Source organism: Burkholderia sp. AU33545 (assembly GCF_020419685.1).
Lineage (GTDB): Bacteria > Pseudomonadota > Gammaproteobacteria > Burkholderiales > Burkholderiaceae > Burkholderia > Burkholderia diffusa.
This window is the reverse complement of sequence record NZ_JAIZRQ010000002.1, coordinates 701,676-717,541: the sequence shown is the minus strand read 5'-3', so window position 1 is coordinate 717,541 and position 15,866 is coordinate 701,676. Positions and strand designations below refer to the sequence as shown.

Annotated in this window: 14 protein-coding genes; 7 read left to right on the top strand and 7 right to left on the bottom strand. The window is 68.6% G+C overall.

Going from position 1 to position 15,866, the window contains the following annotated elements:
• Positions 1–86: 86 nt before the first annotated feature.
• The 3 genes from LGM71_RS09115 to LGM71_RS09105 all read left to right on the top strand — a co-directional run bounded on the left by LGM71_RS09115 (position 87) and on the right by LGM71_RS09105 (position 3,359).
• Positions 87–1,019 (top strand): family 2A encapsulin nanocompartment shell protein, encoded by a 933-nt coding sequence (locus LGM71_RS09115; RefSeq protein ID WP_124901169.1) that lies wholly within the window; start codon positions 87–89, stop codon positions 1,017–1,019.
• Entirely contained in the window at positions 994–2,997 is a 2,004-nt protein-coding gene (locus LGM71_RS09110; RefSeq protein WP_226114678.1) for a family 2A encapsulin nanocompartment cargo protein cysteine desulfurase, read from the top strand. Before LGM71_RS09115 ends, LGM71_RS09110 begins: the two co-directional genes overlap by 26 nt.
• Before the next feature lie 119 nt (positions 2,998–3,116).
• Complete coding sequence (locus LGM71_RS09105; RefSeq protein WP_226114677.1) at positions 3,117–3,359, top strand: hypothetical protein; 243 nt, start codon at positions 3,117–3,119, stop codon at positions 3,357–3,359.
• Positions 3,360–3,614: 255 nt separating this feature from the next.
• Here LGM71_RS09105 and groL read toward each other — a convergent pair whose 3' ends face one another.
• The 3 genes from groL to LGM71_RS09090 form a co-directional block, all read right to left on the bottom strand.
• The gene (groL, locus tag LGM71_RS09100; protein ID WP_124621993.1) at positions 3,615–5,255 is read right to left on the bottom strand and encodes a chaperonin GroEL; all 1,641 of its coding nucleotides are present in this window, start codon (positions 5,253–5,255) and stop codon (positions 3,615–3,617) included.
• Between the two features lie 12 nt (positions 5,256–5,267).
• Complete coding sequence (locus LGM71_RS09095) at positions 5,268–5,558, bottom strand: co-chaperone GroES (RefSeq protein ID WP_011356207.1); 291 nt, start codon at positions 5,556–5,558, stop codon at positions 5,268–5,270.
• A 142-nt stretch (positions 5,559–5,700) separates the two neighbouring features.
• Positions 5,701–6,984: an alpha/beta hydrolase gene (locus tag LGM71_RS09090; protein ID WP_124621991.1), complete on the bottom strand. Its 1,284-nt coding sequence runs from the start codon at positions 6,982–6,984 to the stop codon at positions 5,701–5,703.
• A 388-nt stretch (positions 6,985–7,372) separates the two neighbouring features.
• Here LGM71_RS09090 and LGM71_RS09085 point away from each other — a divergent pair, with 388 nt between their 5' ends.
• Entirely contained in the window at positions 7,373–8,053 is a 681-nt protein-coding gene (locus tag LGM71_RS09085) for a class II aldolase/adducin family protein (protein ID WP_124621989.1), read from the top strand.
• A gap of 120 nt (positions 8,054–8,173) precedes the next feature.
• Positions 8,174–9,292, top strand: coding sequence for a sigma-54 interaction domain-containing protein (locus LGM71_RS09080; RefSeq protein WP_174906488.1), 1,119 nt, complete (start codon positions 8,174–8,176; stop codon positions 9,290–9,292).
• On the opposite strand, the gene LGM71_RS09075 is transcribed toward LGM71_RS09080, so the two are convergent.
• The 4 genes from LGM71_RS09075 to LGM71_RS09060 are packed head-to-tail and all read right to left on the bottom strand — an operon-like array spanning position 9,283 to position 13,118.
• A complete protein-coding gene (locus LGM71_RS09075; RefSeq protein ID WP_226114676.1) occupies positions 9,283–10,071 on the bottom strand; it encodes an ABC transporter permease in 789 nt (262 codons plus the stop codon). The two genes, LGM71_RS09080 and LGM71_RS09075, sit on opposite strands and share 10 nt — an antisense overlap.
• Before the next feature lie 16 nt (positions 10,072–10,087).
• Complete coding sequence (locus LGM71_RS09070) at positions 10,088–10,903, bottom strand: ABC transporter permease (protein ID WP_124621983.1); 816 nt, start codon at positions 10,901–10,903, stop codon at positions 10,088–10,090.
• Positions 10,903–12,009 carry a PhnD/SsuA/transferrin family substrate-binding protein gene (locus tag LGM71_RS09065; RefSeq protein WP_226114675.1) on the bottom strand — a complete coding sequence of 369 codons (1,107 nt, stop codon included), beginning with the start codon at positions 12,007–12,009 and terminating at the stop codon, positions 10,903–10,905. The genes LGM71_RS09070 and LGM71_RS09065 overlap by 1 nt, the downstream gene beginning before the upstream one ends.
• Positions 12,010–12,041: 32 nt before the next feature.
• Positions 12,042–13,118, bottom strand: a complete 1,077-nt coding sequence (locus tag LGM71_RS09060) for an ABC transporter substrate-binding protein (protein ID WP_226114674.1) — start codon at positions 13,116–13,118, stop codon at positions 12,042–12,044.
• 455 nt (positions 13,119–13,573) lie between these two features.
• On the opposite strand from LGM71_RS09060, the gene LGM71_RS09055 reads away from it, so the two are divergent.
• Positions 13,574–14,746, top strand: a complete 1,173-nt coding sequence (locus LGM71_RS09055) for an LLM class flavin-dependent oxidoreductase (RefSeq protein WP_124621977.1) — start codon at positions 13,574–13,576, stop codon at positions 14,744–14,746.
• A gap of 50 nt (positions 14,747–14,796) precedes the next feature.
• A complete protein-coding gene (locus LGM71_RS09050; protein ID WP_226114673.1) occupies positions 14,797–15,843 on the top strand; it encodes an ABC transporter substrate-binding protein in 1,047 nt (348 codons plus the stop codon).
• Positions 15,844–15,866: the final 23 nt, after the last annotated feature.

Here is a 15,866-nt window from a genome sequence, read left to right as displayed (position 1 = left end):
ATGTTGAGCCGGCAGGTGCGTGCTTCCGATAATCATCCCGCGTCATAAGCAATCCCGTTTTTCATCTTAAGAATCCGGAGCCACACATGTCGACCGTTGCAAGCGGCACGGCCGCGCTGAGCGATCACGCCGCCCGCCAACTAGCGAACGCTACCAAGACCGTCCCGCAGCTTTCCACGATTACGCCGCGCTGGCTGACGCACCTGCTGCAGTGGGTGCCGGTCGAGGCCGGCATCTATCGGCTGAACCAGGTGAAGAACCCGGAGGCCGTGCGCGCCGCGTGCACGCAGCTCGAGGACGAGCGCGTGCTGCCCCGAACCTTCGTGCCGTACGAGGAACAGCCGCGCGAATATTTCCTCAACGCGGTGAGCACGGTGCTCGACGTGCATACGCGGATCTCCGATCTCTACAGCAGCCCTCATGACCAGATCAAGGAACAGCTGCGCCTGACGATCGAGACGATCAAGGAGCTGCAGGAAGGCCAGCTGATCAACAACCCGGACTACGGGCTGCTCGCGAACGTGACCGACGAACAGCGGATCTTCCCCCTGACCGGCGCGCCGACGCCCGACGATCTCGACGAACTGCTGACGAAGGTGTGGAAGGAGCCGGCGTTCTTCCTCGCGCACCCGCTCGCGATCGCCGCGTTCGGCCGCGAATGCACGCGGCGCGGCGTGCCGCCGCCGACGGTCAGCCTGTTCGGCTCGCAGTTCCTCACATGGCGCGGCATTCCGCTGATCCCGTCGGACAAGGTGCCCGTCGCGGACGGCAAGACGAAGATCCTGCTGCTGCGCGTCGGCGACAAGCGCCAGGGCGTCGTCGGGCTCTACCAGCCGGGCGTCGCGGGCGAGCAGGGGCCGGGCCTGTCGGTTCGCTTCATGGGGATCAACGACCAGGCGATCGCGTCGTACCTGATTTCGCTGTACTGCTCGCTCGCGGTCCACTCGCCGGATGCGCTGGCTGTCCTCGATGACGTCGAAATCGCCAAGTACCATGACTATCCCGACACCTACCGTTAATCCCGGCGCGATCGGCGGCGACGCTCCGGCGCGGCCGCACGCGCCGCTGCCTGCCGGTTTGCCGGACCCGGCGGCGCTCGCACGGCTCGCGTCCGAGTTCTTCGCGACGCCGCCCGGGCAGGCGCCCGCGCCGGGCCTGTCGGCCGGCAGTGGCGCGGTCGGCGGCGTACCGTCGGCGTTGCCGGCCGCAGCGCCGATTCTCGCGTCGGTGAGCAATCCCGCGCCGGCCGGCTCGCCGCTCGCCGGGCCGGGCGGCACGGGCACCGGCGTGCCGGGCTTCGCGCTGCCGCAAGGCAAGGCACCGGGTGCGAATCTCGCGCCGTCCGCACCGACGCACGTGCTGTCGCTCGGCAATCGCGTGCCGGCGCTCACGCCGCATGCGGCCGCACAGAACGGGCTGCCCGACAACGCCGTGTCGATCGCGCCGGCGCTGGAGCCTCGCGTCGGCGGCGCGGCGCTCGGCGTGCCGCAGGCGAACGCGGTCGCGGCGGAGGAAAGCGCGAAGGCCGCATCGCCGTACTACTTCACCGACGGCGTGCGGCAAGGCTGGCAGGCGACGCCCGAGGACATCGTCGTGCCGTCGAATGGGCTGGCTTCGCCAGAAGCGTTCGGGCTGCCGGGCGACGACGAATTGCGCGAACTGCTCGCCGTGCAGCTCGACCTGCCGGTCTCGCGTGCATCGGGCGCGGACGTCCGGCGTTATTTCATCGACGATGCGCATGCCATCGAACCGTCGAGCCAGTTGCATCGCGGCGCGCACCCGCCGTTCGACGTCAACGCGATTCGCCGCGACTTCCCGATCCTGCAGGAGCGCGTGAACGGCAAGCCGCTCGTATGGTTCGACAACGCGGCGACGACGCACAAGCCGCAGGCCGTGATCGATCGCGTTGCGTATTTCTACGCGCACGAGAACTCGAACATCCACCGCGCCGCGCATGCGCTCGCGGGCCGCGCGACCGATGCGTACGAGCATGCGCGGGAGACCGTGCGCCGCTTTATCGGTGCATCGTCGCCGGACGAGATCGTGTTCGTGCGCGGCACGACCGAGGCGATCAACCTGATCGCGAAGACGTGGGGCGTGCAGCATGTCGGCGAAGGCGACGAGATCGTCGTGTCGCATCTCGAGCATCACGCGAACATCGTGCCGTGGCAGCAGCTCGCCGCGCAGAAAGGCGCGAAGCTGCGCGTGATTCCGGTCGACGATTCGGGGCAGGTGCTGCTCGACGAATACCGGAAGCTGCTCAACGACCGCACGAAGATCGTGGCCGTCACGCAGGTGTCGAACGCACTCGGCACGGTCGTGCCCGTGAAGGAAATCGTCGAGCTCGCGCATCGCGCGGGCGCGAAGGCGCTCGTCGACGGCGCGCAGTCGATCTCGCACATGCGCGTGGACGTGCAGGCGCTCGATGCGGATTTCTTCGTGTTTTCCGGGCACAAGATCTACGGGCCGACCGGGATCGGCGTCGTATACGGCAAGCGCGCGATCCTCGACGACATGCCGCCGTGGCAGGGCGGCGGCAACATGATCGCGGACGTGACGTTCGAGCGCACGGTGTTCCAGCCGCCGCCGAACCGCTTCGAGGCCGGCACCGGCAACATCGCGGATGCGGTGGGGCTCGGCGCGGCGCTCGACTACGTGAGCCGTGTCGGCATCGAGAACATCGCGCGCTACGAGCACGACCTGCTCGCGTACGCGACGAGCGTGCTCGCGCCGGTACCGGGCGTGCGGCTCGTGGGCACCGCGCGCGACAAGGCGAGCGTGCTGTCGTTCGTGCTGAAGGGCTATGAAACCGAGGAGGTCGGGCAGGCGCTGAACGAGGAGGGCATCGCGGTGCGCTCCGGGCATCACTGCGCGCAGCCGATCCTGCGGCGCTTCGGGCTCGAGGCCACGGTGCGGCCGTCGCTCGCGTTCTACAACACGTGCGACGAGGTCGATGCGTTGGTGCGTGTCGTCCGGAGGCTGTCGACGCGCCGTTGACGGTGTCCGGATCTGAAGGTCGAGCCGCTTGCGGGCGTCATTCGTGACGTGTCGCAGGCGGCTTTCTGTTGGGTTCGTGGAGGACGGCTGAACGCGATGCATGTTGTCCGCATCCGTCGATGGACGACATGCGATCGGCACAGGTGAATCGCCGGGCGGGTCGTGCGCCGTCAAAGGCGCAGATATTCGGTCACGCGCGCCTGCAAATGCTCGATCGCGTGCGGAAGGCGCAGTGCGCGTCGACCTGCATCAGCGTCCGTTCCTGGCCTTCGTCGCCGAAGCGGATCGCGGCGATGTCCGCATCGCTCAGCCAGCCGGCGAAGAACCACCGCGGCAGGCTGTCCTGCCGGGTCGACGGATAGGCGGTGGCAGACGAGACGCGCGGGCAACGACGAAGGCGGCACTTCCTTCGCGCGGCACCGGCTTTCGCCGTCAGGCCGGCCCACCATTAGATCGGGCACGACGGGGATTGAACGATGGTGCGCTTTCTGGATTGGGATTGCGGATCTGGCGGAGATGAAAAACAACGCGTGGCGAACTGGGTCGCCACGCGTTGCGCATGAAACCGGAGCGTTGCGCCGCGCACTGCCGCCGAACGGGCAATGCGCGCGCGCCGGTCAGAAGTCGAAGCCGGGCCCACCCGCACCCGGGCCGCCGGGAGCCGCCGCCGGCGCCGCGTCCTTCGGCGCTTCGAACACGGTCGCATCGGTCGTCAGCAACAGCCCCGCGACCGACGCCGCGTTCTGCAGCGCGGTGCGCGTGACCTTGGTCGGATCGAGCACGCCCGATTCGACGAGGTCGCCGTATTCGCCGGTCTGCGCGTTGTACCCGAAGTTGCCCGAGCCTTCGGCCACCTTCGCGACGACGACGCTCGCTTCCTCGCCCGCGTTCGTGACGATCTGGCGCAGCGGTTCCTCGAGTGCACGCAGCACGATCTTGATGCCCGCGTTCTGGTCTGCATTCACGCCCTGCAACTCGCGGATCGCCTGCCGCACGCGGATCAGCGCGACACCGCCGCCCGGCACGATGCCTTCCTCGACGGCCGCGCGCGTCGCGTGCAGCGCGTCGTCGACGCGGTCCTTCTTCTCCTTCACTTCGATCTCGGTGGCGCCGCCGACCTTGATCACCGCGACACCGCCCGCGAGCTTGGCCACGCGTTCCTGCAGCTTTTCACGGTCGTAGTCGGAGGTTGCTTCCTCGATCTGCACGCGGATCTGCTTCACGCGCGCCTCGATGTTCTTCGCATCGCCCGCGCCGTCGATCACGGTCGTGTTTTCCTTGCCGACCTCGATGCGCTTTGCCTGGCCGAGTTCGGCGAGCGTCGCCTTCTCGAGCGTGAGGCCCGTTTCCTCGGCAATCACCTGCCCGCCGGTGAGGATCGCGATGTCCTCGAGCAGCGCCTTGCGGCGATCGCCGAAGCCCGGCGCCTTCACGGCCACCGTCTTCAGGATTCCGCGGATGTTGTTCACGACCAGCGTCGCGAGCGCTTCGCCTTCGACATCTTCCGCGATGATCAGCAGCGGCCGGCCCGACTTTGCGACCTGTTCGAGCACCGGCAGCAGGTCGCGGATGTTCGAGATCTTCTTGTCGTGCAGCAGGATGTACGGGTTCTCGATCTCGGCGATCTGCTTGTCGGCGTTGTTGATGAAATACGGCGACAGGTAGCCGCGATCGAACTGCAGCCCTTCGACGACGTCGAGTTCGTCGGCAAGCGACTTGCCGTCCTCGACGGTGATCACGCCTTCCTTGCCGACGCGGTCGATCGCCTCGGCGATGCGCTGGCCGATCGATTCCTCGCCGTTCGCGGAGATCGTCGCGACCTGCGCGATTTCCTTGCTCGTGGTGGTCGGCCGGCTGATCTTCTTCAGCTCGTCGACGGCCGCCGAGACGGCCTTGTCGATGCCGCGCTTCAGGTCGAGTGGATTGAGCCCGGCCGCGACGTATTTCTGGCCTTCGCGGACGATCGCCTGCGCGAGGACGGTGGCCGTCGTGGTGCCGTCGCCGGCCGCGTCGCTCGTGCGAGACGCGACTTCCTTCACGAGCTGCGCACCGATGTTCTGCAGCTTGTCCGCGAGCTCGATTTCCTTCGCGACCGACACGCCGTCCTTCGTGACGACAGGGGCGCCGAAGCTGCGTTCGAGCACGACGTTGCGGCCTTTCGGCCCGAGCGTGACCTTCACCGCGTTCGCGAGAATGTTCACGCCTTCCGTCAGCTTGGCCCGTGCGACGTCGCTGAAAATGATTTCCTTCGCTGCCATGATTGCGCTCCGTTATTGATTGACGACGGCGACGATGTCTTCTTCGCGCAGTACGAGAAACTCGTTGCCGTCCACCTTGACGGCCTGGCCCGCGTACTTGCCGAACAGCACGCGCTCGCCGACCTGCAGGTCGGGCACGATGCGCTGGCCGTCCGCATCCTTGCGGCCGGGGCCGACGGCGATCACTTCACCCTGGTCGGGCTTTTCCGCGGCGCTGTCGGGGATCACGATGCCCGATGCGGTGGTGGTTTCCTGGTCGAGTCGCTTCACGATCACGCGGTCGTGCAAGGGGCGTAGGCTCATTGGTTCGTCCTGTGCTGTTCTGTCGAGATTGGCTGGCACTCTTTAGAAGAGAGTGCTGACGAGTATAAAAATGCACGGCGCCGCGATCCAATAACGGATTCGGAAATGCATTCGCGCCGTCGTGCAAAGCGTGTGGCGCCGGCTATTGCGACACGGCTTGCTGCGCGGAGGGCGTGCAGATCGGGCGGATCGTCTCGCCTGCGAGCACGCGCTTCACGAACGGAATCGAATCGGCGAGCGACGCGTTCACGGTGCCGTTGTGTTCGCGGCCCGCATACAGGTGCGCCTCGACCGTCGTGCCCGCCGCGCACGCGTCCTTCGCGAGCGCGAGTTCGAGCGGCGCGAGCCCGTCGTCCGCGCCCGCACCGATGAAGACGGGCGTGGCGATCTTCAGCGTCGGATACGTGAGGTATTCGTCCCACCACGCCTTCAGCCGTGCATCGCCGCCGGGCTTCACGGTGTTCGCGTGCGTGAGGTGCGCGAGCGCGGCGTCGTCCTCGAGCGATGCGAGGCAACTGATGCGCGACTGTTCGAGAATCGGCAATGCCTGGTCGGTCAGCACCTCGTCCGCGCGCAGCGACGGATCGATCTGCTGCGCGGACAGCACCGAGTAGAACTGGTACGCGAGCGTCGGATCGACGCGATCGGGATCGCGCCGGTACGCGCTCTCGAACTTCGGCAGCGACGCGAGCGTGGCGGGAGACGCGTTGTAGATCGTGCCGGTGGCAACGGTCGCGCGGATCGCGAGTTCGGGCGCGTAGGCGCTCGCGTAGCCGGCCGCCGCGAACACGGCCGAGCCGCCCTGCGACTGGCCGACGAGCACGACCTGGTTCGCGAGGCCCGGCACCCCGCCGAGCACCGCGCGCACGCTGTCGAGCAGCGTGTAGCTGTTCGAGCGGTTGTTGAGCTGCGGATTCGGGCCGGGCGTGCCGAGCCCCTGATAGTCGGTCGCGACGACCGCGAACCCTTGTTGAAGCCATGCGTTCAGGTAGCGCACGTCGCGATACGAGCGGCCGTACCACGAAGGCGCGCAGATGTCGGCCATCCCGAACGTGCCGTGCGCCCACGCGACGATCGGCCAGCCGCCCGCCGGCGGCGTGCCGCGCGGCACGAACAGCGCACCCGACACGGCGATCGGCGTGCGGCCGCCGACGCCGTCGGTCGATGCATAGAGGATGCGCAGCTGGCGCCCGGCGCTCGCGAGCCCGAGCGTCGCTGGAAGCGGCTCGGTGCGCAGCAGCACGCCGGGCGTCGCCGGAATGTCGCGGTCCCACGTGTAGAACGCGGACACGCGACCGTCGCCCTGCAATGGATCGGGTGCAGGAACGCGGCCCGGTGAAGCCGCATGCGAGAGGAGGGACGAGACGGCGAGCGCCGAAGCCAGCAGCGTGCGCGCGGCGTATCCGCGCAGGGGGAGGAGCGTCATGGTCGGATGGAGGTCGGAGAGTTCGGATCGGACGCGCTGCACGTTGCGCGGCGCGGGCCGACCACAACGCAAGTTTCGAACCAGCGCAGCCGTTGGGCGCGTGGCGCGAGGCAAGACGGGCCGCCGTGTCGTACGGCGTGCCGCGCACGCTTTCAGCGGCTGCGTGTCGGGCAGCAATCCGGGCCGGCAGGCTGTTGCTCCCGCAACAGAGGCGCACGCGTGGTTCTGACGGCGCGCATCGTGCGTGGCGCACGCGCACCGTGGCGCGGGCCTTCGACACATGCATGCCTGGCTGGCACGATTGCTGCTGATCCGGTGGCCGTGCGTCGCGGCGTTACGACATCGCGATGCGAGCCCATCCGTTCACCCGATCAAGGAAACCGTCCTCATGTCCGTCACCTCAACCATCGACAGCGGCGAACTCGTGGCATTCGTCGAGCGCGCCACGCGCGAATTCACGCAGGCCGAACGCGTGCTGAAGGACACGCGCACGCTGTCCGCGACCAACACGTTCCAGGCGTTCCAGCGCGTGCCGGGCACGGAACTCATTGTCGCGCTGTCGGCGCCGAGCCCGTGGGCCTCGTCGCGGGAGATCCAGCCGGTCGTCGTGACGTTCGACGGCGACGTGCTGCACGGCGACGCGCGCGCGGGCGGCAACGGGCCGCGCTATGCGGACGTGTTCCGCGAGGTGCCGGAAGTCGGCGTCGTGATCCACGTGCACGGCCCGTACCTCGGCGCCTGGGCGAGCGCGCATCGCCCGCTGCCGATCCGCTATGCGCCGGCCGCGCGCTACACACGCGCCCGCGAGATTCCGGTGTATGTCGATCGTCGTCCCGGCGAGCCGCGCTTCATCGTCGACACGATCCGCCGTGACCGCGAGGTACCGGCGATCATCGAAGCGAATGGCGGCGCGACGTTCTGGGGCAAATCGATCCTCGATGTGTCGAAGTACATCCTGATCCTCGAGGAAGCCGCGTATTTCCAGGCGCTCGCGGAACCGCTCGGCGGCTCGCTCGAATTCGGCCCGGGCGCGCTCGAGCAGCAATGGAAGATGACCGGGCTCGCGTGACCCCATGCGGCGGCCGGCGCAATCCGGCCGCCGTCATACCGATAGCTCGATGAATTGGTTCGTGGCCGGCGCGCGCCTTGCTATCGTCGAATCTTCCCCGTTCAACCCGCCTGTCGTGCCATGGCCATCTTCAGCTTGCCGGACCCGACTTCGCACGCGATCACGATTCGTGCGAAGGCGCTGACGTTTGACGATCCCAAATCGCGGGTGCTGCTCGAGCGCATCCAGCTGGTCGCGCCAAGCGACGCGACCGTGCTCGTCACCGGCGAGAGCGGCACCGGCAAGGAGCTGATCGCGCGCCTCGTGCATTCGCTGAGCGAGCGCCATGACGGCCCGTTCGTCGCGGTCAACTGCGGCGCGTTCTCCGAGACGCTGATCGAGAGCGAACTGTTCGGCCATGAGCGCGGTGCGTTTACCGGCGCGATCAACAGCCAGCCCGGCTGGTTCGAATCGGCGAATCGCGGCACGCTGTTTCTCGACGAGGTGGGCGATCTGCCGCTATCCGCGCAGGTGAAGCTGCTGCGCGTGCTGCAGGAGCGCGAAGTGACGCCGGTTGGCTCGCGCAAGACCGTGAAGATCGACGTGCGGCTCGTCGCGGCGACCAACGTGAATCTCGAAGCCGCGGTGCGCGCGGGCAATTTCCGCGAGGATCTGTACTACCGGCTCAACGTCGTCAAGCTGAGCCTGTTGCCGCTGCGCGAGCGGCCCGGCGACATCGCGCCACTGATCGAGCACTTCATCGACACCTATGCGAAGCGGCTGCGCGTGGCCGCGCCGACGCTGACGGACGCCGCGCGCGCCCGGTTGCATGCGCATGCATGGCCCGGCAACATCCGCGAACTCGAGAACGTGATCCACCACGCGGTGCTGATCTGCGCGGGCGGCGCGATCGACGTGAGCGACCTGCAGTTTTCCGCGCTGTCACTCGCGCCCGATGCCGGCGACCCGCGCATCACGGCGGCGGCACCGCCGCGCCGTGCGCGCGACGTGGCCGAGGCCACCGATGCGCTGCGCCACGCGGTGATCGAGCTGCTGGATCTCGGCACGCCGGCGCTGTGGCAGCACATCGAGGACACCGTCTACCGCAGCGTGTTCGACTACAGCGACCACAACCAGCTGCGCATGTCGCGCCTGCTCGACCAGTCGCGCAACATCGTGCGCGCGCGGCTCGCGCAGCTCGGCATCCTGAAGCCGCGCGACGCGGGCGACGCCGACGCGCGGCTGCGCCGTCAGGCGTGATCGCGCCAGCGCAGCGCGCGCTGTGCGATCCGCTCGCATAGCGCACTCATGCCGACGGCGAGCGCCGTCACGCCCAGCACGCAGACCATCAACACGTCGGCACGCGCGCCGGCCTGCGCGTTCTGCATCAGGCTGCCGACACCCGCGCCCGCGTTGAACAGCAGCTCGCTGCTGGTTGCCGTGATCCACGCAAACGGCACGGCCTGCAGCACGCCCGCGAACAGGTCGGGCAGCGCGCCCGGGATCAGCACGTCGCGCCACAGGCCGGCGCGCGTCAGGCGATACGACTGCGCGAGTTCGACATAGCGCGGATCGACGCGGCGCAGCCCGTCGAAGCTGGCGGTGGTCATCGGGTAGAACGCGGCGAGCGCGATGATGAACACCTTCGCGAATTCTCCGGTGCCGGCCCACAAGCTCAGCAGCGGAATCAGCCCCAGCAGCGGCACGTAGCGCAGCGCCTGGAACGCCGGCTCGCCGAGCTTGCGCGCGAGCGTCGAGCGCGCCATCGCCGCGCCGAACACGAGCCCGAACACGATGCCGGCCGCCAGGCCGAGCGTCGTGCGCCGCAGGCTCGCGCCGAGATCGGTTGCGAGTTCGCCGCTGCGTGCGAGTTCGACGAGCGCGGCGCCAACCTGCTGCAACGGCACGAACGCGTATTGATGGGCCGCGTCGCCGGACGACGCGTATTGCCATGCGGCGACCAGCACGGCCGGCACGACGAGGCCACGCGCACGGCGGCGCATCGCGGCGAACGAGAAGGGGGGCTTGGCGAGGGTCATTCGGAAACCTGTTCGTTCAACGCGCGGGCGTCTGCCAGCGCAATGCGTAGCGTTGCACGAGCGCGATCGACCGGTCGATCGCGAAGCCGATCAGCCCGATCACCGCGACGTCGATCAGCACGACGTCGAGGCGCAGCATCTGCCGCGCCAGTTCCATCATCTGGCCGATCCCGCTGTCGGCGCTGAGCAGCTCGACCGCGACGAGCGCGAGCCAGGCGCGCGCGAGCGCGATCCGCACGCCAGTCAGCAGGGGCGGCAACGCGGCCGGCAGCAGCACGTCGCGCAGCAGGGCGAAGCGGCCCAGCCCGTAGTGGCGCGCCATCTCGACGAGATCGCGCGGCGCGTCGTGCACGCCCGTGTACGCGGCCAGCGCGACCGGAAAAAATACGGCCTTGGCGACGACGACGAGCTTCAGCGGTTCGTCGACGCCGATCAGCAGGATCAGCAGCGGAATCAGCGTGAGCGTCGGCACCTGCCGCAGCAGGTCGAACGTCGGCCGCAGGTAATCGGCGAACAGCCGGCTGCGCGCGAGCAGGATGCCGAACGCGGCACCGCTGGTCGCACCGATCGCAAAGCCGAGCGCGAGGCGATGCAGCGTGATCAGCAGGTTGTCGCGCAGTTCGCCGGTGTCGAGCAGCGTGCGCAGCGTTGCCGCGAGCCGATCCGGCGGCACGACGAGCTGCGGCGGGAACCAGCGCTGCGCGCTCGCGAGCCACCATAGCGCGACGAACGCGACGGGCGTGGCCCACCACAGCGCGATTCCGCCGAGCCGAGCGAGTCCGGGCAGGCGGAGCGCGCGTGCGCCGTTCGACGCGAGGGCATGCGTCGGCATCAGCGGCTCGCGACGCGCGCCGCGTCGGTGCGCCAGTAGCCGTCGAGCCCGAGCTGCTTGAGCGCGGTCGACACGAACGTCGGCGCGAGCAGCGTGTTGACGTCGACCGGCGTGGACGTCAGGCCGGCCTGGCGGCTGTACGCGACGACGTCGCGGTAGTGGCCGGTCAGCGCGGGCGTGAAGAGCGGCGTCCATTGCTCCTTCCAGGGTGTCGCCTCATCCGCGTATTCGCGGCGCACGACGCTTTCCGGCTGGCCGGACGCGCTCAGGATCTTCACGTACGCGTCGCGGTTCTGCGGTTGCGAGATCCAGTGCGCGGCGCGCACGTAGGTCGTCGCGACGAGCTGCGTGACGTCGGGGTAGCGCCGCACGAAATCGTCGGACGCCCACAGTTCCGCGCGCATCTTCCAGTCGTCGGGCGCGGTCTTGGTCGACCAGATGATCTTGCCGACGTTCTTGTCGACGAGCGAATACGCGTCGGACAGCGTGAAGAAGCCGTCGACGCGGCCGGCCGCGACGGCTGCCGCACCGGCCTGCGGGTCGAGGTTGTAGATCTTGAAGTCGGACAGCTTCAGCCCGTTCTGGGCGAGCAGCTTGCTGAACGTGACTTCCCACGGTCGGCCGCGATTGAGCGCGATGCGCTTGCCTTTCAGATCGACGATCGACTTCGCGGTCGAGCCGGCCGGCACGACGAGATACGTGTTGCTGCCGACACCGCCCGGGACGATCAGGCGCGTGCGGGTGCCCGATGCGTTGACGACGACCGACGGCAGGTCGCCGTAGCCGGCGAAATCGATGCTGCCGTTCGTGAATGCCTCGTTCACGAGCGTGCCGACCGCCGCGGTCGATACAGGCACCCATTGCAGCTTCACGTGCCGCGCGGCGAGCGCCTTCTCGAGCGACTTGTCGGCGTCGATCAGTGCCGACGCACCCGCGTATTGCGTCTTGCCGCCGCTCGAATAGGCGACGACGGCGATCCGCACGACCTTGGGCGCATCGTCCGCATGCGCGGCCGGTGCGGCGAGCGATGCCGCGGCGAACGGCAGCGCGGCGAACAATGCGCGCAGCGGGCGGCGCAGCGACGCGAGGGAGAGCGTGTGTTTCATGATGGTCCGGAACGGTAGGCGGAAAAGGGGACTCACGCACGCTTCTGCAGCGATGGCCGCAGCACGTCGGCGAGGGGGCGCGGGTCGATCCAGTCGGCGACGTCGAAGTCGGCTTCCAGAAAGCCGTGGTCGTGCAGAAAGGTCTTGAAGTCGTCGAGCGCGGCGACTGATTCGTCGTCGAGGTTGACCCCGAGATGCCGGTGCAGCTGGTTGCCGTACGCGGCGCGGACCCAGTCGATCGACGACGCGGTTTCGCCGGCAACGTAATGCGCGGTCTCGTCGGGATGCGTGCCGGCCCAGTCGCCGGCTGCGACCACGAGCTTCAGGAAACCGGCGACGATGTCCGGATGATTCGCGAGCACGTCCGCGTTGACGGTCAGTGGGCGGGGCGTGCCGTTGTTGTTGCGGATCGCGCGCTCCGGATGAAAGCCGATGTCGATCACGACGTGCGCGCCGATCAGCTGTGCGATCTCGAGGCCGGTCGAGCCCTTCACGTAGATCGCGTCGACCTCGCCGCGCAGCAGCGCGCCGGCTTCGGCCGCGTACAGCGCGCGGCTCGAAAAGCCGTGCGGTGACGCGAACAGGTCCGCCGCGTGTGCCGGCCCGACGGCCTGCAGCGTGCGGGCGCGCACGTCGACGAGTTCGACGTCGCGTATGGCCAGCCCGTCGAGGCTCAGCGCATTGACGAAGCCGCGCAGTGCCGACGCACGAAAGATGTCGATGCGGTCGTCGGGGCGGCTCGGGATCGCGATGCGGCGCCCGCGCAGCGCCTTCAAGGAGCGGATGCCCGACTCGGGCCGTGCGAGGATCAACTGCGATTCGTCGACCCACGACAGCCCGATCACGCGCGTATTCGCGCCGTTCGAGCGTGCCCACATCGCGGGGATGCTGCCGCCCTGGCGAAACGACTGCGCGAGCGTTTGATCGCTGATCGACGACACGTCGTGCCGTGTGGCGCCGCGCGGCGAGCGGATCGCGACGCCGTCGGCCGACGTCTCGCCGTTGAGCCAGCCGAGATGCACGGCGATGCCGAGCGGGGTCGGCACGGGCGATCGGGCGTACCAGAACGTCTGCTGCTTGTCCGATGACGAATCGGGCCTGTCTGTCATGGGTGAGATTCCCTCTCTGCTTGAGCATGGTTGAAGCGCGGTTGCGCACGGTGTCGGTGTCGCACGCGCGGGCCGGTCAACGTAGCAAGTTCCGGGCCAGTGAACGGAAGCGACGCGGCCGCACGCGACGCGGGCATCGCGCGGGAGGCGCGGTGCTTGCGCCGATGCAAGGCCTGTTGCGCCAGCAACAGTCGCGTCGGCCACTGTTGCGCGCGCAGCAGCGGTGTGGTCGGTGCAGCAGTGCGATACGTGCGCGTCGTGACGGCCTGGGCAATCGCGAGCGGGTGCGATCCGATTGCCGCAGATGCCCGGTGTGCAAGGCACTGCGCAGGTTCGCCGGCGGCCACGCACGTGCTCTTGAGCGCGCGTTGGCACACCGCGTGCTTTACAGCGCAGCACACGCGCGGCACGCCGATGCCGCACGCAATCCGAATGGCCCGACCAGGAGAACTCCGATGGCTGTTGAATTTCTGTGGCGCCTGCCGATGCATGGCGACGGCCGGCGCGCACACGACCTGCATACGCGTGGCGAATGGAACCGCCAGCGCGCATCGCGTGTCGCGCCGAAAGTCGACGATGACGATTTCGGCTACATCGACTATCTGTCGCAGGTCGCGCGCGCGGCCGATATCGCCGGCTTCCACGGCGCGCTGATTCCGATCTTCCGCTTCACCGAGGAGCCGTGGGTCGTGGCGGCCGCGCTGGCGCGCGAGACGCGTCGGCTGCGGCTCCTGATCGCGCTGCAGCCGCATTTCGTGCATCCGGTCTACGCGGCGCAGATGGCCGCGAGCCTGCAGCGGATCAGCCGCGGCCGCGTCGAGTGGAACGTCGTCACGGGCGGCGGCGGCCCCGACCAGCGTGCATACGGCGACTTCATCGATCACGACAGCCGCTATGCGCGCACCGACGAATTCCTCGATGTCGTGAAGGGCGTCGCGGCCGGCGAGCCGTTCACGTTCGACGGCCGCTTCTACCGCGTCGAAGCCGGTGGCCTGCTGCCGCCGCTGAGCGGCCAGAAGCCGCCGCGCATCTACCTGGCCGGCGCGAGCGACGCTGCGCTCGCGGTCGCAGCGAAGCACGGCGACGTGCATCTGAGCTGGGGCGAGCCGCTCGCAAAACAGAAGGAGGTGATCGATGCGGCGCGTCGCGCGCTCGATCGGCAGAACGCCGAGCGTGACCTGCGCTTCGGCATGCGCATCGACATCCTGGCGCGCGAGACCGAGGCGCAGGCGTGGGCCGAGTTGCGGCAGATGTTCGCGACGGTGGGCGACGTGACCCGCAACGGCTTCGGCGGGCGCGGCGAATCGTCGGAGTCGGTCGGCGCGAAACGCCAGTTCGCGCTGCACCAGGGCAACACGCAGCACTTCGACGACCTGATCGTCGGCCCGAACCTTTGGGCCGGGATGTCGCAGATCCGCGGCGGCCCCGGTTGCGTGATCGTCGGCAGCCACGAGCAGGTGGCCGAGCGGCTCGCGGAATACGTCGACATCGGCGTCTCGACGTTCATTCTCGCGAGCAACCCACATCTCGAGGAGGCGTACCGCGTGGGCGAGGAAGTGCTGCCGCTCGTCGACGGCGCGCTGAACGCGCGCGGTACGCAGGCGGCGCTGCGCGTGGCCGGCGCATGAACGCGACGGCATTCCCGCGCCATCCAACGACATCGACAAGGATATTCACCATGACGACACTCGCTGCGCAGGTCACGGCCTGCGACGCACTCTGGTACACGCGCTGCCCGGTGCCGACCGCGCTCGGCATCGCCGTGCACCGCGGCTGGTTCGACGAGGAGTTCGGGCCTGACGGCATCGCGCTGCATTCGCTGCAGGAGACGGCCGACGCCGGCAAGCGCGAATCGCATTTCGATCACAGCCTGCCGCACTCGTTCCGGCAGGGCGGCAACATTCCCGCGCTGTGGGCGCGGGCTCGCGGCGCCGATACGCGCGTGATCGGCCTGTCGTGGACCAACGAATTCCAGGCGATCGTCACGCTGCCCGATCGCGGCATCCGCTCTGTGCGCGATCTGCGCGGCCGGCGGCTCGGGCTGCCGCGCCATCCGATCAGCATCGACTTCTGGCGGGCGGCCGCGCTGAAAGGCTTCCTGAGTGCGCTCGAACTGGAAGGGCTCGGGCACGGCGACGCCGAATGGGTCGACCTGCCGGACGAACGCGAACGGCGCACCGGGCCAGCTTCGTTCATGCGCGGCCCGCACGAGTACGGGCTCGAGGTCGCGGCGCTCGTGCGCGGCGAGGTCGACGCGGTGTTCGTGAAAGGTGTCGAAGGGCTCGAAACCGTGCATCTGATCGACGCGCAGGTCGTCATCGATCTCGGCGCGCACCCCGATCCGCTCGTGCGGATCGGCAACGGCACGCCGCGCACGCTGACCGTCGATCGTGCGCTGATCGACGCGCGTCCCGATCTCGTGAGCCGCTTTCTGTCGGTGGTGGTGGGGGCGGGCGACTGGGCCGCGCGCCATCCGGCGGAGACGGTCGCCTATATCGGCCGCGAGACGCGCGCATCCGACGAGTGGGTGCGCTATGCGTACGGTGCCGATGTGCACCGCCATCTGGAGACGGGGCTCGCGCAGACGTCCATCGACGGGCTGGTCGCGTTCAAGGACTTCCTGGTCGAGTGGGGCTTTCTCGAACAGGATTTCGATGCGCGCGCCTGGATCGACCCGGCGCCGTTCACGCGCATCGATCGGCAACGGCATGCGTGGGTCGCGTAGCGCGCCGCGGCGCGTCATTGCAA